The sequence below is a fragment of the Pseudonocardia sediminis genome, assembly GCF_004217185.1.
GTDB lineage: Bacteria > Actinomycetota > Actinomycetes > Mycobacteriales > Pseudonocardiaceae > Pseudonocardia > Pseudonocardia sediminis.
On the sequence record NZ_SHKL01000001.1, the window covers coordinates 3,459,969 to 3,485,710 of the forward strand.

The window sequence follows — 25,742 nt, forward strand, 5'->3', positions numbered from 1 at the left end:
GTGGGTGATCAACCGGAGTGACCCGTGAACGGCGTGTTGCGTCGCGAGACGGTCGTGCGCGATCGCGCGCCGGGGCGCGGAGTCGGGCGTAGCCTGGTTGCCGTGCCCGTCACACCCACAGAGCTCCCCCGCACCCTCGGCGCGCTGCGCGCGTCGGGCCATGAGCTGCGGGGCGTCAAGACCGAGATCCGCGACAACCTCCTGTCGGCCCTGCGCGAGGGCCGCGACCCCTGGCCCGGCATCGTCGGGTTCGAAGACACCGTCATCCCGCAGCTGGAGCGGGCCCTGATCGCCGGCCACGACCTCGTCCTCCTCGGGGAGCGCGGCCAGGGCAAGACCCGGCTGCTGCGTTCCCTGGGCAACCTGCTCGACGAGTGGGCGCCCGTCATCGAGGGCTCCGAGCTGGGGGAGCACCCCTACGAGCCGATCGCCCCGGCCACGATCCGGCGCGCCGCCGAGCTCGGCGACGACCTGGGAGTCGACTGGGTCCACCGGTCGCTGCGCTACACCGAGAAGCTCGCCACCCCGGACACCGCGGTCGCCGACCTGATCGGTGACGTGGACCCGGTGAAGGTCGCCGAGGGACGGTCCCTGGGCGACCCGGAGACCATCCACTTCGGTCTGGTCCCGCGCTCGCACCGCGGCATCGTCGCGATCAACGAGCTGCCCGACCTCGCCGAGCGGATCCAGGTCGCGCTGCTCAACGTGATGGAGGAGCGCGACATCCAGGTCCGTGGCTACACGCTGCGGCTGCCCCTGGACGTGCTGCTCGTCGCGAGCGCGAACCCCGAGGACTACACCAACCGCGGGCGGATCATCACCCCGCTCAAGGACCGGTTCGGCGCCGAGATCCGCACGCACTACCCGCTCGAGCTCGCGCCCGAGGTGGCGCTGGTGCAGCAGGAGGCCGACCTGGCCGCCGAGGTCCCGAAGCACCTGATCGAGGTCGTCGCCCGCTTCACCCGGCACCTGCGCGAGTCGAGCGCGATCGACCAGGGCTCGGGCGTCTCCGCCCGGTTCGCCGTGGCCGCCGCCGAGACCGTCGCCGCCGCGGCGCTGCGCCGGGCCGCGATCACCGGTGAGGACCGCGCCTTCGCCCGCCCGGTCGACCTCGAGTCGGTCCCGTCGGTGCTGCGCGGCAAGCTGGAGTTCTCCTCCGGCGAGGAGGGGCGCGAGGACGAGGTCCTCGAGCACCTGCTGCGCCGGGCCGTCGCCGACACCGCACGCTTCGCCCTGCGCGGGGTCGACCTCGACGAGCTCGCGGTCGAGGTGTCCACCCGCCCGGTCCGCACCGGGGAGCGGGTCCCGGCCGCCGAGGTCGTCGCGGCACTGCCGAAGGTCGGCGCGCTGACCGAGGTCGCCACGAAGCTGGGCGCGTCCGGCACCGAGGACCCGGGCCCGATGGCCTCGGCCGCGGAGCTGGCGCTGGAGTACCTGTTCCTGACCCGCAAGCTGGCCAAGGACGAGTCCGACGACGGGGACACGGTGTCGTATGGCTGATCCCCGGCGTCGCCGCAGGCGCTACGCCTACGGTCCCTACACCGGGGGCCCCGATCCGCTGGCGCCTCCGTTCGACATCCGCGAGGCGATGGACCAGATCGGCCGCGACGTCATGGAGGGGTCCTCGCCCCGGCAGGCGCTGCAGGAGCTGATGCGCCGCGGCATGAACGAGCGCAACGGGCTCGACGAGCTGACCCGCCAGGTCTGGGAACGCCGCCGCGACCTGCAGCGGGACAACAACGTCGACGGCACGCTCCAGGAGGTCCGCGAGCTCCTGGAGCGTGCGATGACGGCGGAGAAGGAGTCCCTGCGCAACGAGGACTCCGACGATGCCCGCTTCCGGGAGATGCAGCTCGACGCGCTGCCGAACGACACCGGTGGTGCCGTGCGGGAGCTGGGCGAGTACGACTGGCGCTCCTCGGAGGCCCGCCAGGCCTACGAGGAGATCCGGGACCTCCTCGGCCGCGAGATGCTCGACCAGCGCTTCCAGGGCATGAAGGAGGCGATGGAGAACGCCACCCCGGAGGACGTCGAGCGGATCCGGGAGATGCTCGACGACCTCAACGCCCTTCTCGCGAACCACGCGCAGGGCAACGACACGACCGAGCAGTTCGCCGAGTTCATGGCCAAGCACGGCCAGAACTTCCCGGAGAACCCGCGGAACACCGAGGAGCTCGTCGACCTGCTCGCCGCCCGGGCCGCGGCCGCGCAGCGGATGCTGAACTCGATGTCGGCCGAGCAGCGGGCCGAGCTGATGGAGCTCTCGCAGCAGGCGTTCGGCGACCCGCGCCTGGCCGAGTCGCTGCAGCAGCTCGACGCGCAGCTGCAGGGCATGCGCCCGGGCGAGGACTGGGAGGGCTCGGGCCGCTTCCGCGGGGACAACCCGATGGGGATGGGCGAGGCCACCCGCGCGATGGAGGAGCTCGGGCAGCTCGACGCGCTGGCCGAGCAGCTCTCGCAGAGCTACCCCGGCGCGCGCATGGAGGACATCGACCTCGACGCGCTCGCCGAGGCACTCGGCCCGCAGGCCGCCGTCGACGCGAAGACCCTGGCCGACCTGGAGCGCGAGCTGCAGCGTCAGGGCCTGTTCGAGCGCACGCCGGACGGCTCGCTGATGCTCTCGCCGAAGGCGTTGCGCCGGCTGGGGCAGTCCGTGCTGCGCGACGTCGCCGACCGGATCGGTGGCCGTCAGGGCGAGCGGGAGACCCGGCGGGCCGGTGCCGCGGGCGAGGCGACCGGGGCGACCCGGCCGTGGGCGTTCGGCGACACCGAGGCCTGGTCGGTACCGCGCACGCTGCTCAACGCCCAGCTCCGTCGGGCCGGCGGCGACACCCGGGCCCTGGACGTGTCCGACGTCGAGATCACCGAGACCGAGCAGCGGACCCGCGCCGCGGTGACGCTGCTGGTGGACACGTCCTGGTCGATGGTGGCCGAGGGCCGTTGGGTGCCGATGAAGCGCACCGCGCTGGCCCTGCACCAGCTGATCTCCACCCGTTTCCGGGGCGACGACCTGTCGATCATCACGTTCGGCCGGCACGCCCAGACCGTGCAGCTCGGCGAGCTGGTCGGGCTGGAGGGCGTCTACGCGCAGGGCACGAACCTGCACCACGCCCTGCTCCTGGCCCAGCAACGCCTGGCCCGGCAGCCGGACGCGATGCCGGTGGTCCTGGTCGTCACCGACGGCGAGCCGACCGCGCACCTGGAACCCGACGGCGAGGCGTGGTTCGACTACCCGCCGGCTCCGGAGACGATCCGGGCCACGATCGACGGCATCGACCGTCTGACCGGGATGGACGCGCAGTTCACGTTCTTCGTCCTCGGTGACGACCCGCGCCTGGCCGCGTTCATGGACCGGGTCGCGCGCCGCTGCGGGGGACGGGTGGTCAACCCGAGCCTGGACGGCCTCGGCGCCGAGGTCGTCGCGGACTACCTGGCCAAGCGCCGTAGCTGAGCCCCGGTGGCGCCGCGTCCCCCGCGGCGCCACCGGCTCACCGTGCTCGGGACCGCCGGGCATCACATCAGCGGCCGCAGATGCGCGTGCGCCCAGGCGGCGAGCGTCGTCGGTGTCGTGGTCGTGACGTCGCGCGGGTTCTCGGCGACGAAGCCGTCGCTCAGACCGGCGGACATGCCGGCGATCGCGTCGACCATCTCGGGCCCGAGCCCGGCCGCGGACAGCCCGGCCCGCAGGCCCGCATCGGAGATCCGCACGGGCTCGATCGTGGCGCCCAGCGCCGCCCCCAGGATCTCCGCGGCCCGGGCGAACGTCACGTCCTCCGGCCCGTGCACGGCCTGCACCTGTCGGCCGGTCCACCCTCCGGTGAGCAGCCGGGCCGCGGCGACGTCGCCGATGTCGCGAGGGTCCACCCAGGCCAGGGGCAGGTCCAGGGGCCAGGTCGTGGGCAGCGTTCCGCCGCGCAGGTCGTCGAGCTGCATCAGCAGGTTCGTGAAGAAGAACCCGCAGCGCAGGTGCAGCACGTTCGCGCCGGTCGCGTCGAGGAGCTCCTCGATGCGCGCCAGACCGTCGATCTCACCGGCACCGTGCCGCTTCTCCGCGCCGCCGCTGCTCTGGAAGACGGTGTGGCCGATCCCGTTCTCGGTGATCGCCCGGGCCACGTTCTCGCCGGTCAGCACGTGCTGGGCGATCGGGTCCCCGGACGTGGCGGCCGGGCTGACCCAGAACAGGCGGTCCGCGCCGCGGGTCGCGGCCACGACCTGGCCGGGGTCGGTCTGGTCGGCCGCCGCGACCTCGACCCGGTCGCGCAGGGCGGGGTCGAGCCTCCCCGGGTCGCGCATCAGCAGGACGGGGCGCACCCCGGCCTGGACGAGCAACTGGACCACCCGCGATCCGACGTTCCCGGTGGGGGTGGTGACGGCGATCCGCACGATCGCTCTCCTTCGCCTCGGGTGCGGCGTACGAGGCGGAGTGTGCCGGAGGGGTCCGACAGTCTCGGTCGGTCAGGCGTCCGGCGAGGGCTCGCCCTCGTCCTCGAGCACCGCCGCGATGCGGGCTCGGAGCTCGTCGAGGCGCTGGTCCTGGGCGGTGTCGGGCTCCTGTTCGTAGTGGCGCAGGATGCCGCCGGCGGCCTCGAAGTCCTCGACCGTCATGACCTCGGCGGCCTCGACGGCGCCGGGCAGGTCCAGCGCGGCCATCGCCGTGCGCACCGCGTTCTCCCCGGTCGTGCCGGCCTCGCCCGCGTCGTCCGCGGTGATCGTGAGCTGCACCCAGATACCGCCCACCTCGCCGACGACGCCCGAGACGTCGACGAGGGCGTCCTCGAGCTGGTCGTAGGTCTCGTCGTCGATCTCGCCGAGCTCGGTGGTGACGTGCACCGCGTAGCTACCCACCCGCGTTCCTCCCGGTACTCCTGGGCCGTGGCCCCGGATCGTGCCAGGTCGGCCCGGGACTGCTCCGTTCGGCGCAGCTCACCCGATCCAGGGGCGGGCGAAGCGCTGGTAGGTCCCGTCCGTCATCGCGCCGCGCAGCCAGGTGTTCACCCGGTCCAGGAACGCCGGGTCGCCCTGTTTCAGCAGGTAGGCCTTCTCCGATCTGGTGAACGGCTTCTCCGGGTGCACCGCGCACAGCCCCTTGCCGCGGGTGGCCTGCCAGCGGGTCTCGATCGCGTCGGTGACCATCAGGTCGGCCCGGCCGTCGGCGACCGCGTCGAAGATCGTGTTGTTGTCCGGGTACGGGACGATCGTCGCCCGGCTCAGAGTCTCGCGGGCGAACTGCTCGTTCGTGCCGCCCGGGTTGACCACCGCGCGGACCTCGGGCCGGTTGATCTGCTCGACGGTCTGGTACCTCGCGACGTTCTCGCACCGGGTGATCGGGGTCTTGCCGTCGGAGAGGTAGGCCGTGGTGAACGCCGCCTTCTGTGCCCGGGCGTCGGTGACCGAGACCCCGCCCATCGCGATGTCGCACCGATCGGACGTGAGGTCGCCGAGCAGGTTCGACCAGGTCGTCGGCACGATCGTGGCCTTCGCGCCGAGGGACGCGGCGAGGGCACCGGCCATGTCGACGTCGATCCCGGACCACCGCCCGTTCGCGGGGTCGCGGTAGGTGAGCGGCCGGTAGTCGCCGGTGCTGCAGACGCGCAGCTCCGTCGTCCGCCCGACCCGGTCCAGGGTCGCCGACGCGGCGGGCTGTGGTGCGGCGGGCTCGGGGGCGGCCGACCCGCACCCCGCGACAGTCACGAGAAGGGTCCCCGCCAGGGCCGTCAGTACCGAACGTCGCATCGCGCCTCGTCGCACGTGGCGCACCCTAACCCGCACACCTCAGCTGCGGAGACGGTCGACGGAGGTGCGGATGCTGCGCGACAGCGCCTCGGCCGGTGCGGTGGAGCGGCGGCCGGGGGTGAGGACGAAGTCGAACGCGTCCAGCTCCGGCAGGCCGGCGCGGGAGGGGACCGGGGCGAGGCCGTCGGGGATCAGGGTCTCCGCGTGCGCCACCACCCCGAGCCCGGCCAGCGCGGCGGCGCGCAGACCGGACAGGCTCCCGCTCGTGCACGCCATCCGCCAGGACCGGCCCCGCGCTTCGAGGGCGGCGACGGCGGCGGCCCGGGACAGGCTCGGCGGCGGGTAGCTGACCAGCGGCACCGTCTCCTCCGGCGCGAGGCCGAACCCGGGCTCGGCGACCCAGACGAACCGGTCGGCCCAGACCGTCGTCCCGCCGGTGCGGCCGGGGGAGCGCTTGGCGAAGAGCAGGTCCAGCTCGCCGTGGTCGATCTGCTGCTCCAGGTTCTCGCTGAGCCCGACCGTCAGCTCCAGGTCGACCTGCGGGTGACGACGGCGGAAGTCGGCCAGGATCGTCGGCAGCCGGGTCTGCACCAGGTCCTCGGAGACGCCGAAGCGCAGCCGTCCGTGTACCCGGGTCTCGCGGAAGTGGGCGAGTGCCCGGTCGCCGGCGTCGAGGATCGTGGCCGCGAACTCCAGCATCGCCTCGCCGTCGGGGGTGAGCTCGACCGAGTGGGTGTCGCGGCGCAGCAGCGGTCGGGCGACGACGTCCTCGAGCTTGCGCACGTGCTGGCTGACCGTCGACTGCCCGAGATCGAGCCGTCGCGCGGCCCCGGTGAAGCTCAGCGTCCGCGCGACGGTGACGAACGAGCGCAGCAGCACCGGGTCCAGCACCCGGTCATCATAGGAGACGATGACAATGATCGCGCCTGCCCGGTTTCCCGATGATCGCCGGGAGCGCAGGATCGAGGACATGAACGCGCTGCGCCGGATCGACCCCTTCCTGGTCCTGCTGCTGGCGACCGTCGGCGTCGCCGCTCTGGTCCCGGCCCGCGGCGCGGCGACGGGCGTGGTCGACGTGGCCACGACCGTCGCGATCGGGCTGTTGTTCTTCCTCTACGGCGCGCGCCTGTCCACCCGCGAGGCGTTGCACGGGCTGCGGCACTGGCGCCTGCACTCCACGGTGCTGGCCGCGACGTTCGTGCTGTTCCCGCTGCTCGGGCTCGCCGCGGGCCTGCTGCCGGCCTGGCTGCTGCCGGTGCCGCTGGCGACCGGGGTGCTGTTCCTGTGCTGCCTGCCCTCGACCGTGCAGTCCTCGATCGCGTTCACCTCGCTCGCCCGGGGCAACGTGCCGGCGGCCGTCGTCGCGGCGTCGCTGTCGAACGTCCTCGGTGTCGTGGTGACGCCCCTGCTGGCCGCGCTGCTGCTCTCCACCCAGGGCGGGTTCTCCGCGTCGTCGCTGCTCGACATCGGGCTGCGGCTGCTGGCGCCGTTCGTCGCCGGGCAGCTGGCCCGGCCGCTGATCGGGAAGTGGGTGCTGGCGCACAAGACGCAGCTGCTCGTGGTCGACCGCGGGTCGATCCTGCTCGTCGTCTACTCGGCCTTCAGCGCGGGCATGGTCGCCGGCACCTGGCGCGAGCTGACGGGTCTGTCGCTGGTCGTGCTGCTCGCGGTGAACGTGGTGCTGCTGGCGGTCGTGCTGGCCGTGACGTGGTGGGGCGCGCGGGCCGCCGGGTTCGACCCGGCCGACCGGATCACGATCCTGTTCTGCGGGTCGAAGAAGAGCCTGGCCAGCGGGCTGCCGATGGCCGGGGTGCTGTTCGCCGGGCACGCCGTCGCGCTGGTCGTGCTGCCGGTGATGCTGTTCCACCAGATCCAGCTCATGGTGTGCGCGGCGATCGCGGCCCGTCTGGCGCGACGGCGGGAGGTTCCGCAGGCCGAGCCCGTCGCGGCATCATGACGCCGGTGTCCCAGCCGCCGATGTCCCAGCCACCGGTGTCCGAGGAGCCGGCGCCGTCCTGCCTGATCTGCGCGACCGTGGCGGGGTCGCCGGGGACGGCCGCGCTGACGTGGGTCCGCGAGCGCGACGAGCACGGCCGCGAACGGTGGCTCTGCCCGCCCTGCGCCCGCCGCCACGTCCGCGACATCGAGGCGAAGCTCTCCCACGAGTGGTGGTGAGCCCGCGCCGTCCGGCCCACTCGTACCGCTGTCGTGCGGTCTCGCGACACGAAAGGCCCGTGAGTGCGGCACCGGGGGCGCGAGCGGGACCCACTCGTGGGGCTTCGGTGCGGTCGCGCCGTACGAAAACACCGGGAGTGCTACCGACGCCCGGGGGACGAGTCGGCGGCGGTGGGCGCGAACGGGGGCACCTCGGCGCCGCCGCGGTACACCGTCCGGACCTGCAGTGACCGGTCCAGCACGACGAGGTCCGCGCGCGAACCCGGCGCCAGGCGGCCGACGTCGTCACGGCCGAGGACCCGGGCCGGGGCCGTGGACGTCGCGTCGACGGCCCGCGCGAGCGCCGCGGTCCACGCCGATGTCCCCGGCTCGGGAGGAGACCCGGGCCCGGCGACGAGACGGCGGAACAGCACGTCCCCGGTCGCGGTGGACCCGGCGATCGTGTCCCTCCCGGCCAGGCGCGCCACCCCGTCACGGACACGCACGTCCAGTGGCCCGAGACGGTGGTCGCCGTCGCCCGTCCCGGCCGCGGACATCGCGTCGGTCACCGCCGCGACCCGATTCGGTGCCGTCGCCAGCACCAGCGACACGACGGCCGGATGCACGTGCACCCCGTCGGCGATGACCTCGACGGTCACCCGCGGGTCCCCGAGCAGCGCCGCGGCCGGTCCCGGTTCCCGGTGACCGAGCGGGGCCATCGCGTTGAACAGGTGCGTCCCGACCCGCACCCCGGCCCCGATCGCGTCGACGACCAGCGCGTACGACGCGTCGGTGTGCCCGACCGCGGCGACCACCCCGGCACCCGCGACCTGCCGCACGGCGTCGAGCCCACCGGGGCGCTCGGGGGCCAGGGTGACCATCGCGACCGTCCCGCGGCGCAACAGCCGCGCGATCTCGGCCGGGTCAGGGTCCCGCAGCGTCGACGGGTCATGGGCGCCGCAGCGGGCGGACGCCAGCCACGGCCCCTCCAGGTGCAGCCCGGCCAGCTCACCGTCGACGACCAGCTCCGACAGCGCGGCGACGGCCCGGTCCAGGGCGGCCGGGGTGTCACTGACCAGGCTCGCCAGGCTCGTCGTGGTGCCGTGGGCGCGGTGCAGCGCGAGCGCCCGGAGCGCGTCGACGGGATCACCGCCGGGGAAGGAGGCACCCCCGCCGCCGTGCACGTGCAGGTCGACGAAACCGGGCACCACGACGGCGTCCGGCAGGTCGACGACGACGGGGAAGCCGGGGCGGCCGACGCCGGCCTCGAGGATCCGTCCGTCGCGCACCCGGACCCAGCCCGGACCCACCGGCACCCGGTCGTCACCGGTCACCAGGGTCCCCGCCGTGATCGACAGGTCGACCATCGGTGTCCTCCTCGTCGACGCGGAAAAGGGTGACACGAGCCCTACCGCCCGGACCGATCCCGACGCGTAGGTTGTCAGGCATGCGTACGTGGTCCTCCGTCGACATCCCCGCCATCGACGGCGCGGGGCCCCCCTTGCGTCTGCACGACACGGCGACCGGCCGGGTCCGTCCGACCGCCCCCGGCGACACCGCGACGATGTACGTCTGCGGGATCACCCCGTACGACGCGACCCACCTCGGGCACGCCGCCACCTACCTGGCCTTCGACCTGGTGCACCGGCTCTGGCTCGACCTCGGCCACGACGTGCACTACGTCCAGAACGTCACCGACATCGACGACCCGCTGCTCGAGCGCGCCGCCCGCGACCAGGACGACTGGGTCGTGCTCGGGATGCGCGAGACGGCGCTGTTCCGCGAGGACATGGAGTCGCTGCGGGTGCTGCCGCCGCGGCAGTTCATCGGCGCCGTCGAGGCCATCCCGGAGATCTCCGAGCTGGTCGGCAAGCTGCTCGCCTCCGGCGTGGCCTACCGCCTCGACGACCCCGAGTACCCGGACGTCTACCACGACATCACCTCCACCGGGCACTTCGGCTACGAGTCGAACTACGACGAGGCGACGATGCTGGAGCTGTTCGGCGATCGCGGGGGAGACCCCGACCGCCCGGGCAAGCGCCACCGCCTCGACCCGCTGCTGTGGCGCATGGAGCGCGAGGGCGAGCCGGCGTGGGAGTCCGACCTGGGCCGCGGCCGTCCCGGCTGGCACGTCGAGTGCGCGGCGATCGCGCTGAACCGCCTCGGCACCCGCATCGACCTCAACGGCGGCGGGTCCGACCTGGCGTTCCCGCACCACGAGTGCGGCGCCCTGCACGCCGAGTCGCTGACCGGCGAGCACCCGTTCGCCCGGCACTACACCCACACCGGGATGATCGGCCTCGACGGCGCGAAGATGTCGAAGTCCAAGGGCAACCTGGTGTTCGTGTCCAAGCTGCGGGCCCTCGGCGTCGACCCCAACGTGATCCGGCTGGCGCTGCTGTCCGGGCACTACCGCACCGATCGGTCCTGGACCGACGAGCTGCAGGCCCGGGCCCAGGCACGGCTGAACCGGTGGCGCGAGGCCCTCACCCTGGACGCGGCGCCGTCGGCGGAGCACCTGGTCTCGCAGATCCGCACGCACCTCGCCGACGACCTGGACACCCCGGGCGCACTGGCGGCGGTCGACGCGTGGGTCGAGGAGGCGCTGAACCGTCGCGGTACCGACAGCTACGCCCCCGGCAGCGCCCGCGAGGCCCTGGACGCCCTGCTCGGCGTCGTCGTCTGACCCACCCGGGCACCGCGCGGGTCCTCCCCGCGTCTGGTTGCATGGCCGCCATGGCGCAGAACGTGCTCGGCGGCGAGTTGGAGACCTGCGGAACGGACCCGATGACGGGGTTCTTCCGCGACGGATGCTGTGAGACCGGCGGTGACGACACCGGGGTGCACACCGTGTGCTCCCGCGTCACCGCGGAGTTCCTGGAGTTCAGCGCGAGCCGCGGCAACGACCTGCGCACCCCGCACCCGGAGTTCGGCTTCACCGGTCTGAAGCCGGGCGACCGCTGGTGCCTGTGCGCGGACCGCTGGGTGGAGGCGCACGAGGCCGGGTTCGCCCCGTCGGTCGTACTGGAGGCCACCCACGCCAAGACCCTGGAGTGGGTCAACCTCGACGAGCTGCGCAAGTTCGCCGTCTAGCGCTGCGCGCCCGTGCGGCGGGCCAGCAGGGCCGGAACGCCGGCGGCGAGGAGTGCCGCGGGGACGAGGAACCCGGCGACCGGGTCGGCGTGGTAGACCGGCGTCAGCGCGACCGGGGACAGTGCCGTGCCCCCGAACCGCAGCGCCTGCACCACCGACACCGCGCCGCCGGTGTTCGGCCCGCCACCGCCCAGGACCAGCGCGTTCACCCCGACCAGCACCAGCTGGCTCGACACCCCGGCCAGCGCCCACAGCGCCACCACCACACCCAGCACCGGCACCAGCCCGATCCCGGCGACCAGCACCGCCCCGGACAGCGCCCCGGTGAGCACGCAGCGCCGCGGCCCGACCCGGTCCACCGCGCCGCCGATCAGCCGGGCGGTGAGGATGCCGGTCAGGCCCAGCGCGGTCAGCACCAGCCCGCGGGCCCCGGAGCCCAGCGCGAACGCGTCCTCCAGGCGCAGCGCCAGCAGGAAGTTCAGCCCGGCCAGCGCGCCCCAGCCCAGCGCCGCGGCCAGACCGGCGCGCAGCGTCGCCGGCGTCCACGCCGAGCGCAGCGACGGGCGCGACCCCGGCCCGGCCGCCCGCGGCCCCGGATCCGGCAGCCCGGCCAGCGCCAGCAACAGCGCGACGGCACCGACGCCGTAGAACGCCAGCCGCCAGTCCACCTCCGCGGCCAGGCCACCGATCAGCGGGGCCGAGGTCTGCCCGGCCGCCTGCAGCGACCCGAACCATCCCAGCGCCCGCCCCAGCCGGTCCGGCCCGACCGACCCGGCGAGCGTGGCCAGCAGCAGCGGGGTGGTGAACGCGTTCGCCGCGCCCTGCAACGCGCGGGCGGCCAGGAACAGCGACCAGGACGCGGCCACGACGCAGGCCAGCGAGGCCAGGACGTACACCCCGTATGCGACGACGACGGTGCGCCGTCGCCCCCAACGCTCCCCGAGGGTGCCGCTGACGAGCATCAACGCCGCGAACGGCAGCAGGTACGCCGTGATCGACGCGGCGGCGGACCCGGTGGGGACGCCGAAGTCGGCACCGAGTTCGGGCAGCATCGCCGCCGTCACCCCGCCACCGAACGGCCCGAGGAACGCCCCGGCGAACAGCGCCCCGCGCCGCAGGGACGCGATCACCGGGCGGATGCGGTGCTCAGGACCCGGCGGCTTCGCCCGGCCCGGAGCCGCGACGGCGCAGGTAGCGCTCGAAGTCCGCGGCGATGGTGTCCCCGCTGGTCTCGCGCAGCTCGACCTCGGCCTCCTCGGCGTCGGACTCCTGGGCCTGCTCCTCGAGCTGGCGGACGTACTCGCGCACCTCGTCGTCGGCGTCGGCCATCTCCGAGACCGTGCGCTCCCACTCCTCGGCCGCCTCCGGCAGCCCGCCGAGCGGGACCTCGACGTCGAGCGCCTCCTCGATCCGGTGCAGCAGCGCCACCGCGGCCTTGGGCACGCGGGCCTGCGAGACGTAGTGCGGCACCTCGGCCCAGTACGACATCGCCGGCACCCCGGCCTCGACGCAGGCCTGCTGGAACACCGCGACGATCCCGGTCGGACCCTCGTAGTTCGACGGCTCGGTGCCCATCGACTTGAACGAGTCGGCGTCCCAGGAGATCCCGTTCACCGGGGTCGGCCGAGTGTGCGGGACCTCGGTCAGCAGCGCACCGAGCGTGATGACCTTCGTCACTCCCAGTCGCTCGATGTGACCGATCAGCTCACGGCAGAATGCGCGCCATCTCATGTTCGGTTCGATACCGCTCACGAGCACGACGTGACGGTCGGTGCCGGGCAGCGTGGCCCAGGACAGCCGGGTGGTCTGCCACTCGATCTTGCGGGTGACGCCGTCGGACAGTTTGACGTGCGGCCGGGTGACCTGGAAGTCGTAGTACTCCTCGGGATCGATCGAGGTCAGAGGCTGTGCGTCCCAGCTGAGCTCGAGGTGCTCCAGGGCGGTGCTCGCGGCCTCACCGGCGTCGTTCCAGCCCTCGAACGCGGCGATCAGCACCGGCTCGACCAGGGACGGCTGCTCGCCCGTTCCCACGGCCCTCGGGTCTCGATCCGTCATCGCTACAGCCTACGGCCCGGGGCTCTCACAATCCGGGCGAACCCCGTTCAGGAGGTAACCTGACTGATCGTGTCATCAACGACGGGAGCGGATCACTCGGTGAGCAACTCTTCGGGCGAGGACATCGCGGTGTCAGAGGGCAAGCAGGACAGGGCGGGACGTGTGGAGGCGACGGCCGCCAGGACCCAGCGTCTCAGAGAGATTCTGGACGAGCGGATCGGCGTCGTCGACGGCGCGTGGGGAACGGTCATCCAGGGGCTGGGGTTGTCCCCGGAGGACTACCAGGCCGACTTCCTGGTCGATCATCCGAAGGACACCAACGGTGACCCGGACCTCCTCAACCTGACCCGGCCAGACCTGATTCTGGACAGCCACCGGCGCTACTTCGAGGCCGGCGCGGACATCACCACGACGAACACCTTCACCGCCACCACCATCGGCCAGGCCGACTACGCCCTCGAGGGCAAGGTGCGCGAGATGAACCTGGCGGCGGCCAAACTGGCCCGCCAGGCCGCCGACGAGGCCGAGGGCGACAAGTTCGTCGCCGGCTCGATCGGCCCGCTCAACGTGACCCTGTCCCTGTCACCGAAGGTCGAGGACCCGTCCTACCGGGCGGTCACCTACCAGCAGGTCTACGACACCTACGCCGACCAGATCTCCGCGCTCGACGAGGGCGGCGTCGACCTGCTCCTGATCGAGACCATCTTCGACACGCTCAACAGCAAGGCGGCGCTGCAGGCGGCCTACGACGTCGCCCCGCACCTGCCGATCTGGATCTCGGTCACGATCGTCGACCGGAGCGGCCGGACGCTGTCCGGCCAGACGGTCGACGCGTTCTGGACCTCGGTCCGGCACGCGCGGCCGCTGATCGTGGGCCTGAACTGCTCGCTCGGCGCGGACGAGATGCGCCCGCACGTGCAGGCACTGTCCGAGATCGCGGACACCTACACCGCGAGCTACCCGAACGCCGGGCTGCCGAACGCGTTCGGCGGCTACGACGAGACCCCGGACCAGACCGCGGCGCTGCTCAAGGAGTTCGGCGAGTCCGGGCTAGTCAACATCGTCGGCGGCTGCTGCGGCACCGGGCACGACCACATCGCCGCGATCGCGGCGTCGGTCACGTCCCTGCCGCCGCGTACTCCGGTCCAGCGGCCCGAAGGGACCCGGTTCTCCGGCCTGGAGCGGTTCGAGATCGGCCCCGACACCGGGTTCGTGATGATCGGTGAGCGCACAAACGTCACCGGCTCCAAGCGGTTCCGGCGCCTCATCGAGTCCAAGGACTACAACGGCGCGCTCGACGTGGCGCTGGACATGGTCCGCGGCGGCGCGAACATGCTCGACGTCAACATGGACGCCGACCTCCTCGAGAGCGACGAGGAGATGACGACGTTCCTGAACCTCGTGGCCACCGAGCCGGAGGTCGCCCGCTGGCCGATCATGATCGACAGCTCGCGCTGGTCGGTCATCGAGGCCGGTCTGCGCTGTGTGCAGGGCAAGGGTGTCGTCAACTCGATCAGCCTCAAGGAGGGCGAGGACGAGTTCCGCGAGCGCGCGAACATCGTCCGTTCCTTCGGCGCGGGCGTCGTCGTCATGGCCTTCGACGAGAAGGGCCAGGCCGACACCGCGCAGCGCAAGGTCGAGATCTGCGAGCGGGCCTACAAGATCCTCGTCGACGAGGTCGGGTTCCCGCCCGAGGACATCGTGTTCGACCCGAACGTGCTGGCCATCGCGACCGGCATGTCCGAGCACGCGGACTACGCCAAGGACTTCATCGAGGCGTGCCCGCAGATCAAGGAGCGCTGCCCGGGCGTCCACATCTCCGGCGGCATCTCGAACCTGTCGTTCTCCTTCCGCGGCAACAACGTGGTGCGCGAGGCGATGGACTCGGTCTTCCTCTACCACGCGATCCGGGCCGGCCTGGACATGGGCATCGTGAACGCCGGCCAGCTCGCGGTCTACCAGGACATCGACGCCGAGCTCCTCGAGATGTGCGAGGACGTCCTGTTCAACCGGCGCGACGACGCGACGGACCGTCTCGTCGACGCCGCGGACCGGTTCAAGGGCGAGGGCACCCAGCGCAAGCAGGACCTGACCTGGCGCGAGAACGACGTCAAGGCCCGGCTCGAGCACGCCCTGGTGCACGGCATCGTCGACTACGTCGAGGACGACACCGAGGAGGCGCGCCAGCAGGCCGAGAAGCCGCTGCACGTCATCGAGGGTCCGCTGATGGACGGCATGAAGGTCGTCGGCGACCTGTTCGGCGACGGCAAGATGTTCCTGCCCCAGGTGGTCAAGTCCGCCCGGGTCATGAAGCGCGCGGTGGCCTACCTCGAGCCCTTCATGGAGAAGGAGAAGGAGGAGGCCAAGGCGCGCGGGGAGATCACCTCCGACCGCGGCAACGGCACCGTCGTCATGGCCACGGTCAAGGGCGACGTGCACGACATCGGCAAGAACATCGTCGGCGTCGTGCTGGGCTGCAACAGCTACAAGGTAATCGACCTCGGCGTGATGGTCCCGGCCGCGACGATCCTGGACACCGCGGTGGCCGAGGACGCGGACGCGATCGGTCTCTCCGGGCTGATCACCCCGTCGCTCGACGAGATGGTCGGGGTGGCCGCGGAGATGGAGCGGCGCGGTCTCAAGCTGCCGCTGCTGATCGGCGGCGCGACGACGTCCAAGCAGCACACCGCGGTCAAGGTGGCGCCGGCCTACGACGGCACCACCGTGCACGTGCTCGACGCCTCGCGCGTCGTCGGTGTCGTGTCCGACCTGTTCGACGACAACCGTGCCGAGGTGCTCGCGGCGAGCAACGCCGAGGAGCAGCAGCGCCTGCGCGAGCAGCACGAGGGCCGCGAGCAGAAGCCGCTCCTGTCGATCGAGGAGGCCCGGGCCAACCGGGAGGTCGTCTCCTTCGACGAGGAGCTGCCGGTCCCGTCGTTCACCGGGGTCAAGCACCTCAGCCCGACGATCGCGGAGCTGCGCGAGCTGATCGACTGGCAGTTCCTGTTCCTGGCCTGGGAGATGAAGGGCAAGTTCCCGAAGATCCTGGACGAGCCGGTGGCGCGTGAGCTCTACGACGACGCCAACGCGATGCTCGACCACATCATCGAGAACGACCTGTTCGAGGCCAAGGGCGTCTACGGGTTCTGGCCGGCGCACGCCGAGGGCGACGACATCGTCATCGACGAGGACGGCAACGACGTCCGGCTCCCGATGCTGCGTCAGCAGACGAAGAAGCCGCTGGGCCGTCACAACCGCTGCCTCGCCGACTTCGTGGCGCCCGAGGGCGACCACCTCGGCGCGTTCGCGGTGGGCATCCAGGGCGCGGAAAAGGTGTCGGGGGAGTACGAGAAGAACCTCGACGACTACAAGTCGATCATGGTGAAGGCCCTGGCCGACCGTCTCGCCGAGGCCTTCGCCGAGTACGCGCACCTGCAGGCCCGTCGCGAGTGGTTCGAGCCCGACGCCGACCCGTCGGCGGAGGAGCTGCTGGGGGAGAAGTTCCGGGGCATCCGTCCCGCGTTCGGCTACCCGGCCTGCCCGGACCACACCGAGAAGCAGAAGCTGTTCGACCTGCTCGACGCGACGACGCTGGACATCCACCTCACCGAGTCGTTCGCGATGACGCCGGCCGCGGCGGTGTCGGGCATGCTCTTCGCCCACCCCGACTCGCGGTACTTCACCGTGGGCCGGGTCGGCAAGGACCAGATCGAGGACTACGCGCAGCGCCAGGGCACCGAGGTGCTCGAGGTCGAGCGCTGGCTGCGTCCGAACCTGGGCTACTCACCGGAGGCGAAGGCCGCCGATGGGGCCTGACGGTCCCGCGTCCCGCTCGTCCGCACGTCCCGCCGGTGCCGCTGTCGCGGCACCGGCGGGTGTGCTCCTGGACATGGACGGCACGCTGATCGACTCGGAGAAGGTCTGGGACCGCTCGCTCAACGAGCTGATGGTCCATCTCGGGGCCGGTCCGCTGACCACCGAGGCCCGGCGCGAGTCGATCGGCGGGTCGCTGTGGTCGAGCGTGCACATCTGCTTCCGGGAGGCGGGCCGTGACCCGTCGACGGTCTCCGAGGCGGAGATGGCCGCGACCGGGGAGTGGCTGTTCACCCGCACCGGAGAGCTGTTCGGTGAGGGACTGCCGTGGCGGCCGGGTGCGCGGGAGCTGCTGGCGACCCTGCGCGAGTCGGGCGTCCCGGCCGTACTGGTCACGAACACCATCCGGTCGCTGACCGAGCTGGCGCTCGACACGCTCGGGCGGGAGAGCTTCGCCGCGACCGTGTGCGGCGACGAGGTCGAGCACCCGAAGCCGGCGCCGGACCCCTACCGGCGGGCGGCGGAGCTGCTCGGGCTCGACCCGGCCCGTTGTCTGGCCGTGGAGGACTCGCCGACCGGGGCGGTCTCGGCGGAGACGGCCGGGTGCGCCGTCCTCGTCGTGCCCTGCGAGGTCCCGGTGCCGGACGGACCGCGGCGGGTGCAACGCACGTCACTCACAGGGGTCACACTGAGTGATCTTGCTTCCATCCATGCGTCGGTGGTGAGCGCCGCGTCGGTGTGACCGGCTCGCGAACGGACCGCGGGGCACGACGAACGGATGGCCCACGGTAGGTTCGTCACTCTGGGTGTACCACCCGGCGCAGAAGGTTGTCCGGCGATCTCAGACCCGCGAATGCGCTGGATGGCGGTATGGACCAGAGTTGACACTGGTCGTGAAAGGGGTCAATCAACGTGAAGACATTCGACGGCCTGTTCGCGGAGCTCAGCGCGAAGGCGGCCGAGCGCCCGGCGGGGTCGGGCACCGTGGCCGCCCTCGACGCGGGCGTGCACGCACAGGGCAAGAAGGTGCTCGAGGAGGCCGGCGAGGTCTGGCTGGCCGCCGAGCACGAGCCGGACGACGCGCTCGCCGAGGAGATCTCGCAGCTCCTCTACCGGGTACAGGTGCTGATGCTCCAGCGCGGGCTGGCCCTGGAGGACGTCTACAAGTTCCTCTGAGCTGACCTGCCGCACCACCCGCGATACCTGGTACTGAGAACACTGTGACATCCGAGGAGAGCCCCATGCTCCGCGTCGCGTTGCCCAACAAGGGCACCCTGGCCGAGCCCGCCGCCACCATGATGCGGGAGGCCGGCTACCGACAGCGGTCCGACTCGCGCGACCTGTCCATGGTCGACGAGGAGAACGGCATCGAGTTCTTCTACCTGCGCCCGAAGGACATCGCGACCTACGTCGGCAAGGGCGACCTGCACCTCGGCGTCACCGGGTTCGACCTCATGGAGGAGTCCGGCAGCCAGGTCCAGACGGTGCTGGAGCTGGGCTTCGGCAAGTCCCGCTTCCAGTTCGCCGTCCCGGCCGGGGACGACTGGAAGCTCGAGGACCTCGACGGCAAGAAGATCGCCACCTCCTACCCGCGGCTGGTGCGCTCGTACCTGTCCGGGAAGCGGATCGGCGCCGAGATCGTGAAGCTCGACGGCGCGGTGGAGATCTCCATCCAGCTCGGCCTCGCGGACGCCATCGCGGACGTCGTGTCGTCCGGGCGGACACTGCGCCAGCACGGGCTCGCCGTCATCGGCGACCCGATCGCCTCGTCGCAGGCCACCCTGATCGAGCGCGAGCCGCGCCACGACCGGGCCGAGTCCGAGGAGACCACCGCGGTCAAGGCGATCTTCGCCGAGCGGCTGCGCGGCGTCGTGCTCGCCCGCGAGTACCTGATGATGGACTACGACTGCCCGAAGGGTCTGCTGCCGGAAGCGGAGAAGATCGCGCCCGGCCTGCAGGCGCCGACGGTCTCGCCGCTCTACAAGGAGGGCTGGGTCGCGGTCCGGACGATGGTGCCGACCAAGGACACCAACCGCGTCATGGACAAGCTCGCCCGCCTCGGCGCCAAGGCCATCCTGACCTCGGAGATCCGTTCCTGCCGCGCCATGACGACCAACGGCGACGACTGAGCCGTCACCGGCCGGTGACGGTCACCGCGGGCCACGAGTTGTTGACGTAGCCCTTCGGGTTCCAGACGCTGGCGGGGTGCTCGGGCTGCAGTGCGGCCGAGCTGTCCCAGGCCCGCGCGGTGATCGTCGTCCGTCCGGCCGGCACGTCGACGGTGGCGTGCCAGAGCCGCCACGTCCACGGGCCGAGCTGCTCGTCGAGGTCGGCCTGCACCCAGGTGTCGCCGCCGTCGGCCGAGACGTCGACGCGGATGATCGTGCGGTCCTCACCGGCGAAGGCATAGCCGGTGACCGCGGTCGGCCCGGCCGGGACCTCGTCGCCGTCGTCGGGGCGCAGGATCTCGGAGTTCAGCGCGACCGCACCGAGGGCGACGCCGTCGCCCGGTCCGGGGTCCTTCGTGTCGGCGGGCAGCAGCCGGTAGGCCGTCGCCTGGAAGAAGTTGTCCGACGGCCGGTCCCGCGCCGTGATCGTCTCGACCCACTTCACGCTGCGGGCGCCGATGTGGCCGGGGACGACGACCCGGACCGGGGCGCCGTGCGCGACCGGGAGCGGCTCGCCGTTCATCTCCCACGCCAGCAGCACCTCGCCCGCGGTGGCCTTGCCGACGCCGATCGAGCCGCCGAAGCCCTGCGGCGGGTCGGCCTCGTCCGCGACGTCGGGGGCGTCGAACGCGATGTCGGTGGCGGCCGGGTCCAGGCCCGCGGCGTCGAGGACGTCGGCGAGGCGCGCGCCGGCCCAGCGGGCCGTCGACGTCGCGCCGGGACCCCACGGGTGCTGACCGGGGATGTCGTGCACGGCCATCAGCCCGGCGCGCCGGTTCCCGGCGCACTGCAGGGTGGCGATCTCCTCGTGCCGGGTGAACCGGCTCCGGAGGTCGTCGAGCGAGAGCTCGAGCGGCCGGTCGACCATGCCGCCGACGCACAGCCGCCAGGTCGCGGCGTCGGTGTCGGGGAACGTGCCGTGGTTGCGCCCGTAGAACGCCGCGATCGGGGTGACGACGTCGTCGGCCAGCGCGCCCCGCGGGGGCTCGGCGTTGTAGGGCTCGCTCTGGTGGACGAGCATGTCGTCGCGCTTGGCCGGAGAAATCACCGCCTCACCCTGCCCCGCCGGTGCGGACCCGGCGACCGGAGCGCCCGCCGGGCTACCGGCTGCGGATGGTCAGGGCCTGCGAGATCCGCCCGACGTGCCCGTCGCCGTCGAAGAGGTTCGCCGAGACCGTGCCGACGCCGAACGGCCCGACGACGGTCGAGGCCTCCACCCCGGTCCACCCGGCGACCGGGTCGCGGTGCAGGTGCACGGTGAGCTCGGTGTTGACGAAGAGCCATTCCCGAACATCCAGCGGGGCGGCGAGACCGTTGGCCGAGTCCGCGGCGATCATCATGTTCTGCAGCGGGCTCGCCTGCTCGCCGTCGACGATCGCGACCCGCGGGCGGATCCACGCCCGGCCGGGCCCGGCCTCGGCGAGCCAGCCGTCGAGCCAGGCCCATTCGACGGCGTCCATGAAGCCGGGGAGCCAGCCCTCGGGACGTTCGGTGCGCACGGTCGCGTGGTCGAGCCCGGGCAGGGACGGCGCGAGGCCGGTCTGCTGGGCCGCGGTGTCCCCGCGGGCCAGGCGCCACGCCCGGGCCTTGAGGACGTCGCGACCACCGGCCGACATGGTTGCGTACAGCATCTCGATCGTCCGCCCGGAGCGCTCCACCCCGGCACGGACCTCGACCGGCCCGGCCGGGACGGCGCCGAGCACCTCGACGGTGATCCGCGCCAGCATCGCCGGCGGTGCGTCCGCGCGGCTGGGCTCGACCCGCTCCAGGGCCCGCACCAGCAGCGCCGACGGCGGGCCGCCGTGCTGGGCGTCGGCGAACCAGGGGCCGGTGGTGGAGAACGTCGCCTCGAACCGCTCGGTCCCGGCCTCGTCGTCCCGTGCGGCGTCCGCTGTTCCCTCCGGCGAGGGGAGGGGCAGGTAGAAGGGCTGCAGATCGCTCACGACCCGATCATGCCCTGTGGACCCGCGTCCGTGCCCGGGGCGGTGCCGGCCATGGTGCCCGCGGCACCGGGAGCCGGGCCGATGCCGACGTCGACGGGGCCGGTCGGCCAGCCGGGGTAGGGCGGTGGCGTGCCGTCCCAGGCCGGGCAGACCGCCTTGTGGTCGCACGAGCGGCACGCCGGGCCGCGGTTCGGGCGGAAGTCGCCGTCCGGCGCCGCGCGCTGCACCGCCGCCCAGATCGCCTGCAGCAGCGTCGCGAAGCGGTGCAGCTCGTCGGCGTCGGGGGAGTAGGTCAGCGACTCGCCGTTCGCCAGGTAGAGCAGCCGCAGCTCGGCCGGGACCACCCCGCGCATCAGCAGGACGGCGAGCGCGTAGAACTTCAGCTGGAACATCGCACGCAGCTCGCCGTACTCGTGCGGCGAGGCCCCGGTCTTGTAGTCGACGACCCGGATCGCCCCGTCCGGCGCGACGTCGAGCCGGTCCAGGTAGCCGCGCAGCGGAAGGTCGGGGGTGAGGTCGACCTCGACGAGCTCCTCCACCGACGTCGCGGTGACCGCCCGCGGGTCCTCGAGGGTGAAGTAGGTGTCCAGCAGAGCGGTCGCGGAGTCCAGCCACAACGCCAGCGCCGGGTCCTCCGGACCGGTGAACAGCAGGGTCACGACCTCCGGCCAGGACGCGACGAGCTCGTCCCAGGCCGGGCCGAGCAACGACCGCGCCGCCTCAGGGACCCGCTCGGGGGCCGGGAGCGCGAACAGCTTCTCCAGCACCGCGTGCACGAGCGTGCCGCGGACCTGAGCCCGAGTCGGCGTCTCGGGCAGCTTGTCGACGGCGCGGAAGCGGTAGAGCAGCGGGCAGCGCCGGAAGTCCGAGGCGCGGGACGGGGACAACGCCGGCCGCCGACGGGGCCGCTCCGGTGCCTCCGCCGATGACCCGGCCGGTGTCTCGCTGTCCACGATCGCCGAGGCTAGGCCAGACCCCTGACGTTCCTGCCCGGACGGGGGTCCGGCCCCCTTTCGCCTGTCCCCGTCCGCCTGTGCCCGTCCGCCTATCCCGTCAGCCGGGCGCGGACGTCGACGTGTCCGGTGCGCCCTCCGGTACCGCTGTCCCTCCGGGGGCCGGGGCGGCCGGGGTGGTGGACCCGGTGGTGGGCGGGGTCGAGGTGACGGGCGGGTCCGCGGCCCCCTCCGGCACCGGGGCGGCGCTGGAGGCCGCGGGAGCCGGCACGGGTGCGGCCGGGATCGCGACCGGAGCGCCCGCGGGCGGGACGGTGCAGGTCGTGACGGTGTCGGCCGCGTCGGCGTCCGGGCAGGTGCCGCCGTCGGCGCCCCCGTCGAGGACGTCGGCACCCGGGCCGCCGGTCAGGGTGTCCACCCCGAGCCCGCCGAGGAGCCGGTCGTCGCCGTCCCCGCCGAGGAGCGTGTCGTCGCCGTCGCCACCGACCAGGACGTCGGCGCCGCCGGCCCCGTCCAGCGAGTCGGCGCCGCCGGCCCCGGCCAGGCAGTCACCGGTCGCGGACCCGACGACCGTGTCGTCCCCGCTGGTCCCGAGGACCAGGAACGGCCCGGCCGCGCCGGGACGGTCGCGCGCGGCGTCGAACCGGGGGTTCTGCGGGGTCAGCGTGACCACCTCGGCGAACGAGGTGAGCCCGGCCGCGGTGCACTCCGCGGGCGGGGTGACGACCGGCGTGGCGGCGACGGCGGCAGGGGCGGCGGCGCGGGCCGCCGCGGTCCGTCCGGAGATCAGGGTCGTGGAGATCGTGATCGAGCCGGTGACCTGGTCGGTGAACCCACCGACCGACCGGATCCGGAGCGCGGCGGTCTCGGTCCGTCCGAGGAGCACCGTGCCGGCCGTGACGGTGACCGGCACGGTCGTCACCGTGTTCGGAGCCACCGTGGCCAGCACCGTGCGCGCGGTGCCGTCGAGCAGCGCGCACCAGTTCTCCGCGGCACGGCTGCCGAGGGTGACCCTCAGCGTCCCGATGTTGAGGGGGTCGACGAGGGTCCCGCCGGAGCCGATGCACGACGTCTTCGACGCCCCCGACGGGAGCTGCAGGGAGATCGTGGCCGGGACCGAGCCGCGGTAGTCGACGGTCAGCGGGACCGTCCGCGTCTCGTTCGTCCGCATCCCGGTGAACGAGAGGGAGGGAGGCGCGGCGCGGCCCCCGAGGACGACGGTGGCCGCCCCCGCCGTGGCGGAGCCGCCCCTGTCGGAGTCGGTGAACGCCGCCCAGGTCCCGAACGCCGTCCCGGTGACGGCGAGGACCGCGACCGCGGCAGCGAGCAGGAGGGGGACCCGGCGGGCGCCGAGCCGTCGGCGCGCGCCGGTCGCGCGCCGGCCGGTCACGTCTGCTGGTCGAGGGTGAAGGACGAGCTGACGGTGACGGCGTCGCCCTGCACCTTGTTGTCGGTGACGTTGCTGCCGGAGGTCGGGAGGGCGAACCGCAGCTGGTAGACGGCTGTGCCGCCGTCCTCCTTGATGTTCCCGCCACCGGGCAGCGAGGTCAGGCCGGCCAGCTTCACCGGTGTGGTCGGCGCGGTGATCCCCGGTCCGCTGAGCACCGAGACCGTCATCTGTTCCTGCAGGTTCCCGGCGCAGGCGGAGATGCCGACGCCCTCGGCCTCGGCCTCCGGCTCGGTGCAGGTGACGTTGCTGCCGGAGACGGTGACCTTGTTGGAGAGAGTGCCCGGGAGCGACCCGGCGTTGCGCAGCGAGATCGAGGTGTCCTTGGTGAACCCGGGAGCGATGTTCGACTCGTTGAGCAGGGTGGTGGCTCCGGAGCTCCCGACCTCCAGGTCCAGCGTGCCCGAGGCGATCGACGCCCCCGGGCCCTGCTCGTTGTCGGTGAACGCGGCGTAGGTCCCGAGGCCGATCGCGAGGGCGGCGACGGCGAGGGCGGCCACGCCGATGCCGATGCGTTTCTTGGTGTCCATGCGCGTTCGTTCCCGTTCCATCACCGCAGCTCACCGCCCGATCGTGTACGGAAGGTGGTCGCTTGCCCACTTATGGTGGCGACCATGGGTCGCCACTCCTCGACGAGCTCCTCAGCGTCCGGTCCGGCTGCGAACGGCGCGGGGCACCCCGGCGCGGCCCGCTCCGCATCGGGGAGCACGGCGGCCGCCTGGACCCGTTCGACACCGGTCCCGCCGACCACCCGCCCGTCCGCGGTGCGGCGTGCGCTCAGCGGGCTCCTGTCGCTCGTCGTGCTGGCGGTGGTCGCGCTGGCCCTGGCCATGACCGTCGTGCCCGCGATCGCCGGCGCGACGGGCCTGACGGTCCTCTCGCCGAGCATGACGCCGACGCTCGGCGTCGGGTCGTTCGTGGTGGTGCGGCCGGAGCCGGTCGACGGGCTCGCGGTCGGCGACGTCGTCTCCTTCACCGACCGCGAGCCGTCCACCGGGGCCACGCGCACCGTGACCCACCGCGTCGTCGGGATCGAGGACGGGCCGTCGTTCCGGACGAAGGGCGACGCGAACGCCGACCCGGACCAGCGCGCCGTCGCCGCGGCGGACGTGATCGGGGTCGAGTGGTACTCGGTCCCGAAGGTCGGCGGGTGGCTCACGTCGCTGACGTCCGGGCCCGGCCTGGTGATCGCGGCCGGCGTTCTGCTCCTCCTCGTGGCCGGGTGGCTGCTCGCGCCACGGCGCTCCCGCCGGTAGGGCGACCGGAACGGCGGAATCCCGCCAATTGTGAGGATGTGTCGCCAGCGGCCGGTTCCGATACTGGGCATGTCGTGCCCCGGTGTCGTGGAGGACCACTGTGTTCGTCGCGCTCGCGTGTCTGTTCGCTCTCCTCTCCGTGGATCCGGACGACCGGAGCAGCCTCGACGGGAGGAGTTCCGGCCCCGCCGCCGACGACGGCGACGTGCGGGACGACGACGTCGACCGGCCTCCACCGGTCGTGCCGGACCCCGCCACCGGCTCCTCCCGGACGTGCCTGTGCGGGCACGACGCGGAACTGCACGAGCACTACCGGTCCGGAAGCGACTGCGCGGAATGCAGGCCGGGCGGATGCGCCGGCTTCCGGCCCCGCTCCGGATGGCGACGGGTACGCGACCGGTTCCGCCGCGCCCCTTGACCCCGGCTCTGCGGGAGCCGCTCAGCGGAGAGGTGCCCGTGCCGGCGACGTCGCCGGCACGGGCGCGCTCCGGTCCCGCCGCCGGCCGCGCCTCAGCCGAGCATCGCCCGCATCCGGTCGATCTCGGCCTGCTGCGAGGCGACGATGTCGCGGGCCAGGGCGACCATCTGCGGATCGCGGCCCGTGGCGACCTCGGTCCGTGCCATCTCCAGCGCACCGGCGTGGTGGGCGACCATCTGCTCCAGGAACAGGCGGTCGAACGCCGGGCCGCGGGATGCCTCCAGGCGCTGCAGCGCGGTGGCGTCGAGCATCCCGGTCATCGCGTGACCGGCGTGGGCGGGATCGGTGGCCGGCAGCCCGCGCGCGGAGAGCCAGTCCCGCATGGTGGTGATCTCCGGCTGCTGGGCGGCCGAGATCTCCGAAGCGAGCGCCGTGACCCGCGGGGAGGATGCCCGGTCGGGCGCCAGGGCGGTCATCTGCAGGGCCTGGTCGTGGTGCGGGGTCATGCCGCGCACGAACGCGACGTCGGCGTCGGCCGGGGCGGCGGCCGTCGAGGCCTCCGGTGCGGCCGGTACCGGGGAGTCGACGCCGGAGCCGGCGCATCCGGCGAGGGTCAGGGCGGCGGCCAGTGCCGCCACGACGAGAGCGGGACGGCGTGCGGGCACGCCGAGGGGACGTCGGTGCATGGGTGTACTCCTGCGTGAGGAAC

General features: G+C 73.0%; 24 protein-coding genes. 11 read left to right on the top strand and 13 right to left on the bottom strand.

From position 1 onward, the window contains the following. Positions 1–102: 102 nt before the first annotated feature. Together EV383_RS16010 and EV383_RS16015 are read left to right on the top strand one after the other, a co-directional pair. Complete coding sequence (locus EV383_RS16010; protein WP_130290656.1) at positions 103–1,500, top strand: sigma 54-interacting transcriptional regulator; 1,398 nt, start codon at positions 103–105, stop codon at positions 1,498–1,500. Then, positions 1,493–3,451, top strand: coding sequence for a vWA domain-containing protein (locus EV383_RS16015; RefSeq protein WP_130290657.1), 1,959 nt, complete (start codon positions 1,493–1,495; stop codon positions 3,449–3,451). The genes EV383_RS16010 and EV383_RS16015 overlap by 8 nt, the downstream gene beginning before the upstream one ends. A 62-nt stretch (positions 3,452–3,513) precedes the next feature. Here EV383_RS16015 and EV383_RS16020 read toward each other — a convergent pair whose 3' ends face one another. The 4 genes from EV383_RS16020 to EV383_RS16035 all read right to left on the bottom strand — a co-directional run bounded on the left by EV383_RS16020 (position 3,514) and on the right by EV383_RS16035 (position 6,624). Beyond that, entirely contained in the window at positions 3,514–4,383 is an 870-nt protein-coding gene (locus tag EV383_RS16020; protein WP_130290658.1) for an NmrA family NAD(P)-binding protein, read from the bottom strand. Between the two features lie 72 nt (positions 4,384–4,455). Beyond that, the gene (locus EV383_RS16025) at positions 4,456–4,845 is read right to left on the bottom strand and encodes a hypothetical protein (protein WP_130290659.1); all 390 of its coding nucleotides are present in this window, start codon (positions 4,843–4,845) and stop codon (positions 4,456–4,458) included. A 78-nt stretch (positions 4,846–4,923) separates the two neighbouring features. Continuing rightward, positions 4,924–5,691 carry a transporter substrate-binding domain-containing protein gene (locus EV383_RS16030; protein ID WP_242623130.1) on the bottom strand — a complete coding sequence of 256 codons (768 nt, stop codon included), beginning with the start codon at positions 5,689–5,691 and terminating at the stop codon, positions 4,924–4,926. A gap of 81 nt (positions 5,692–5,772) precedes the next feature. After that, positions 5,773–6,624 (bottom strand): LysR family transcriptional regulator, encoded by an 852-nt coding sequence (locus EV383_RS16035; RefSeq protein WP_130290661.1) that lies wholly within the window; start codon positions 6,622–6,624, stop codon positions 5,773–5,775. Positions 6,625–6,703: 79 nt separating this feature from the next. Here EV383_RS16035 and EV383_RS16040 point away from each other — a divergent pair, with 79 nt between their 5' ends. Beyond that, positions 6,704–7,690 (top strand): bile acid:sodium symporter family protein, encoded by a 987-nt coding sequence (locus tag EV383_RS16040; protein ID WP_130290662.1) that lies wholly within the window; start codon positions 6,704–6,706, stop codon positions 7,688–7,690. Positions 7,691–7,695: 5 nt separating this feature from the next. Next, positions 7,696–7,908 (top strand): hypothetical protein, encoded by a 213-nt coding sequence (locus tag EV383_RS16045; RefSeq protein WP_242623131.1) that lies wholly within the window; start codon positions 7,696–7,698, stop codon positions 7,906–7,908. A gap of 140 nt (positions 7,909–8,048) precedes the next feature. Here the strand turns inward: EV383_RS16045 and EV383_RS16050 are convergent, their stop codons facing one another. Beyond that, complete coding sequence (locus tag EV383_RS16050) at positions 8,049–9,254, bottom strand: N-acetylglucosamine-6-phosphate deacetylase (protein ID WP_130290663.1); 1,206 nt, start codon at positions 9,252–9,254, stop codon at positions 8,049–8,051. 80 nt (positions 9,255–9,334) lie between these two features. On the opposite strand from EV383_RS16050, the gene mshC reads away from it, so the two are divergent. Next, a complete protein-coding gene (mshC, locus tag EV383_RS16055; RefSeq protein ID WP_130290664.1) occupies positions 9,335–10,573 on the top strand; it encodes a cysteine--1-D-myo-inosityl 2-amino-2-deoxy-alpha-D-glucopyranoside ligase in 1,239 nt (412 codons plus the stop codon). Between the two features lie 50 nt (positions 10,574–10,623). Then, a complete protein-coding gene (locus tag EV383_RS16060; RefSeq protein ID WP_130290665.1) occupies positions 10,624–10,980 on the top strand; it encodes a DUF2237 family protein in 357 nt (118 codons plus the stop codon). Here EV383_RS16060 and EV383_RS16065 read toward each other — a convergent pair. After that, complete coding sequence (locus EV383_RS16065) at positions 10,977–12,110, bottom strand: MFS transporter (RefSeq protein WP_242623132.1); 1,134 nt, start codon at positions 12,108–12,110, stop codon at positions 10,977–10,979. The two genes, EV383_RS16060 and EV383_RS16065, sit on opposite strands and share 4 nt — an antisense overlap. Before the next feature lie 16 nt (positions 12,111–12,126). Further along, positions 12,127–13,035: a PAC2 family protein gene (locus EV383_RS16070; protein ID WP_130290667.1), complete on the bottom strand. Its 909-nt coding sequence runs from the start codon at positions 13,033–13,035 to the stop codon at positions 12,127–12,129. A gap of 162 nt (positions 13,036–13,197) precedes the next feature. Between EV383_RS16070 and metH the strand changes: the two genes are divergently transcribed. The 4 genes from metH to hisG all read left to right on the top strand — a co-directional run bounded on the left by metH (position 13,198) and on the right by hisG (position 18,977). Continuing rightward, positions 13,198–16,851, top strand: a complete 3,654-nt coding sequence (gene metH / locus EV383_RS16075; protein ID WP_130294532.1) for a methionine synthase — start codon at positions 13,198–13,200, stop codon at positions 16,849–16,851. Beyond that, a complete protein-coding gene (locus EV383_RS16080) occupies positions 16,841–17,590 on the top strand; it encodes an HAD family hydrolase (protein ID WP_130290668.1) in 750 nt (249 codons plus the stop codon). Before metH ends, EV383_RS16080 begins: the two co-directional genes overlap by 11 nt. Before the next feature lie 170 nt (positions 17,591–17,760). Then, positions 17,761–18,024, top strand: a complete 264-nt coding sequence (locus tag EV383_RS16085; protein ID WP_130290669.1) for a phosphoribosyl-ATP diphosphatase — start codon at positions 17,761–17,763, stop codon at positions 18,022–18,024. 65 nt (positions 18,025–18,089) lie between these two features. Then, positions 18,090–18,977 (top strand): ATP phosphoribosyltransferase, encoded by an 888-nt coding sequence (gene hisG, locus EV383_RS16090; protein WP_130290670.1) that lies wholly within the window; start codon positions 18,090–18,092, stop codon positions 18,975–18,977. A 4-nt stretch (positions 18,978–18,981) separates the two neighbouring features. On the opposite strand, the gene EV383_RS16095 is transcribed toward hisG, so the two are convergent. From EV383_RS16095 to EV383_RS16115, 5 genes are all read right to left on the bottom strand, one after another. Beyond that, entirely contained in the window at positions 18,982–20,064 is a 1,083-nt protein-coding gene (locus EV383_RS16095; protein ID WP_242623133.1) for a sulfite oxidase, read from the bottom strand. A gap of 52 nt (positions 20,065–20,116) precedes the next feature. Continuing rightward, positions 20,117–20,959, bottom strand: coding sequence for a thioesterase family protein (locus EV383_RS16100; RefSeq protein ID WP_130290671.1), 843 nt, complete (start codon positions 20,957–20,959; stop codon positions 20,117–20,119). Next, entirely contained in the window at positions 20,956–21,915 is a 960-nt protein-coding gene (locus EV383_RS16105; RefSeq protein ID WP_165438589.1) for a RecB family exonuclease, read from the bottom strand. Before EV383_RS16105 ends, EV383_RS16100 begins: the two co-directional genes overlap by 4 nt. Positions 21,916–22,012: 97 nt before the next feature. Further along, positions 22,013–23,302: a calcium-binding protein gene (locus EV383_RS32665; protein WP_130290673.1), complete on the bottom strand. Its 1,290-nt coding sequence runs from the start codon at positions 23,300–23,302 to the stop codon at positions 22,013–22,015. After that, complete coding sequence (locus EV383_RS16115; RefSeq protein ID WP_165438370.1) at positions 23,299–23,889, bottom strand: TasA family protein; 591 nt, start codon at positions 23,887–23,889, stop codon at positions 23,299–23,301. The genes EV383_RS32665 and EV383_RS16115 overlap by 4 nt, the downstream gene beginning before the upstream one ends. Positions 23,890–23,973: 84 nt before the next feature. Here EV383_RS16115 and EV383_RS16120 point away from each other — a divergent pair, with 84 nt between their 5' ends. After that, on the top strand, positions 23,974–24,615 hold the full coding sequence (locus tag EV383_RS16120; RefSeq protein WP_165438371.1) for a signal peptidase I: 642 nt from the start codon (positions 23,974–23,976) through the stop codon (positions 24,613–24,615). A 510-nt stretch (positions 24,616–25,125) separates the two neighbouring features. Here the strand turns inward: EV383_RS16120 and EV383_RS16125 are convergent. After that, entirely contained in the window at positions 25,126–25,719 is a 594-nt protein-coding gene (locus EV383_RS16125; protein WP_130290676.1) for a DUF305 domain-containing protein, read from the bottom strand. Positions 25,720–25,742 lie beyond the last annotated feature (23 nt).

Bases quoted from the DNA above. Each gene is read 5' to 3' on its own strand.
- EV383_RS16015 (WP_130290657.1), top strand. From the start codon at position 1,493: ATGGCTGATCCCCGGCGTCGCCGCAGGCGCTACGCCTACGGTCCCTAC.
- EV383_RS16040 (WP_130290662.1), top strand. From the start codon at position 6,704: ATGAACGCGCTGCGCCGGATCGACCCCTTCCTGGTCCTGCTGCTGGCG.
- EV383_RS16050 (WP_130290663.1), bottom strand. From the start codon at position 9,254: ATGGTCGACCTGTCGATCACGGCGGGGACCCTGGTGACCGGTGACGAC.
- mshC (WP_130290664.1), top strand. From the start codon at position 9,335: ATGCGTACGTGGTCCTCCGTCGACATCCCCGCCATCGACGGCGCGGGG.
- EV383_RS16060 (WP_130290665.1), top strand. From the start codon at position 10,624: ATGGCGCAGAACGTGCTCGGCGGCGAGTTGGAGACCTGCGGAACGGAC.
- EV383_RS16070 (WP_130290667.1), bottom strand. From the start codon at position 13,035: ATGACGGATCGAGACCCGAGGGCCGTGGGAACGGGCGAGCAGCCGTCC.
- EV383_RS16080 (WP_130290668.1), top strand. From the start codon at position 16,841: ATGGGGCCTGACGGTCCCGCGTCCCGCTCGTCCGCACGTCCCGCCGGT.
- hisG (WP_130290670.1), top strand. From the start codon at position 18,090: ATGCTCCGCGTCGCGTTGCCCAACAAGGGCACCCTGGCCGAGCCCGCC.
- EV383_RS16115 (WP_165438370.1), bottom strand. From the start codon at position 23,889: ATGGACACCAAGAAACGCATCGGCATCGGCGTGGCCGCCCTCGCCGTC.
- EV383_RS16120 (WP_165438371.1), top strand. From the start codon at position 23,974: ATGGGTCGCCACTCCTCGACGAGCTCCTCAGCGTCCGGTCCGGCTGCG.
- EV383_RS16125 (WP_130290676.1), bottom strand. From the start codon at position 25,719: ATGCACCGACGTCCCCTCGGCGTGCCCGCACGCCGTCCCGCTCTCGTC.